Source organism: Endozoicomonas sp. SESOKO4 (assembly GCF_024606275.1).
On sequence record NZ_JAHHPS010000140.1, the window covers coordinates 1 to 1098 of the forward strand.

At 49.0% G+C, this 1098-nt stretch carries 2 protein-coding genes; both read left to right on the forward strand.

What is annotated here, in order from left to right:
* A partial coding sequence (locus KDK16_RS02670; protein WP_257274550.1) for a sulfurtransferase occupies positions 1-513 on the forward strand: 513 nt, incomplete at its 5' end.
* On the forward strand, positions 506-1098 hold a 593-nt coding region (locus tag KDK16_RS02675; RefSeq protein WP_257274551.1), incomplete at its 3' end, for a TmcA N-terminal domain-containing protein. The genes KDK16_RS02670 and KDK16_RS02675, both read left to right, overlap by 8 nt.

A 1098-nucleotide genomic window follows, 5' to 3' on the forward strand; every position in this document is an offset into this window, starting at 1 on the left:
TTTTCTTACTGGCTGGCTCAAGGTGGCAAGCCTGCCAAACTGCCGGGTTATGAGCGACTGGTCACACCAGAGTGGTTGGATGAACAACTTAAGATGAATACCGACCTTATGGTGCTGGATGTCTCCTGGGGAAGAGGGGCTCGCTATGTTGTTCAGCATATTCCCGGTGCTCTGCACGTTGAAACAGGCAGCCTGGAGTCGATTATCAAGGAGTCAGAACGGCTGAAATCAGTTCTCCTTGGGCTGGGTATCACTAAACATACACCAATCGTCGTTTATGGCGACGATATGATTGCCGCTGCACGCGTTTTGTTTGTTCTTCAGTATGCCGGTGTCAAGGATGTTCGGCTTCTCAGTGGTGGGCTGAAAGCCTGGACTGGTTCAGGCTACCCGGTGGAAAGAGGCATCAACTATGCTACACCCGCCAGGCAGTTTGGCAGTCTTGTTCCTGCTGAGTATGAATTATGGATGGATTCTTTGGTTTCAGAAAAAATTACGACGGCGAATGGATAACGTTGCCTCTATCCTCAAACGGGCGGCTGAAAACAATCACCGTGCTTTGTTGGTTTTGTCCGGAACAGAAGCCTGGACACAACAGCAGGCTGAGAGTCTCCTTTCAAGTGCACTTCTGTTTTCAAAGACACAAGGGCAGCAAACACTCTGGGTGGGTGAGCGCTTTAAGGTAAATGAAACTTCGATCTCTGCACCAAAAGCTATCGGCTGGTTAGGGCGTGAGATTGACTTCGTGGTATTTAATGCCTTTTCCGGTTTTGATGTCGATGCCTTTGGTCAGCTCAGTGGTGCTCTGAAAGGTGGAGGGCTTTTCATACTTCTGATACCGGATCTGGATGACTGGCCTGAATACTCTGACCCTGACCACAAAAGACTCGCTGTTTATCCATATCAACCCGGGCACATTCGGGGACTCTATCTGAAAAGACTGGTCAACCTTATCAAGTCTGAACAAACACTCTCTTTGTTGTGTGAAAACGGCGTTGCAAGGTGGCAACAGGGTATTTGTTGCAGTGGTTTACCTGATTCAGGGCAGGCAGAATCTCCAGACGACACTATTTGCAGAACATCGGATCAATCCAAGGC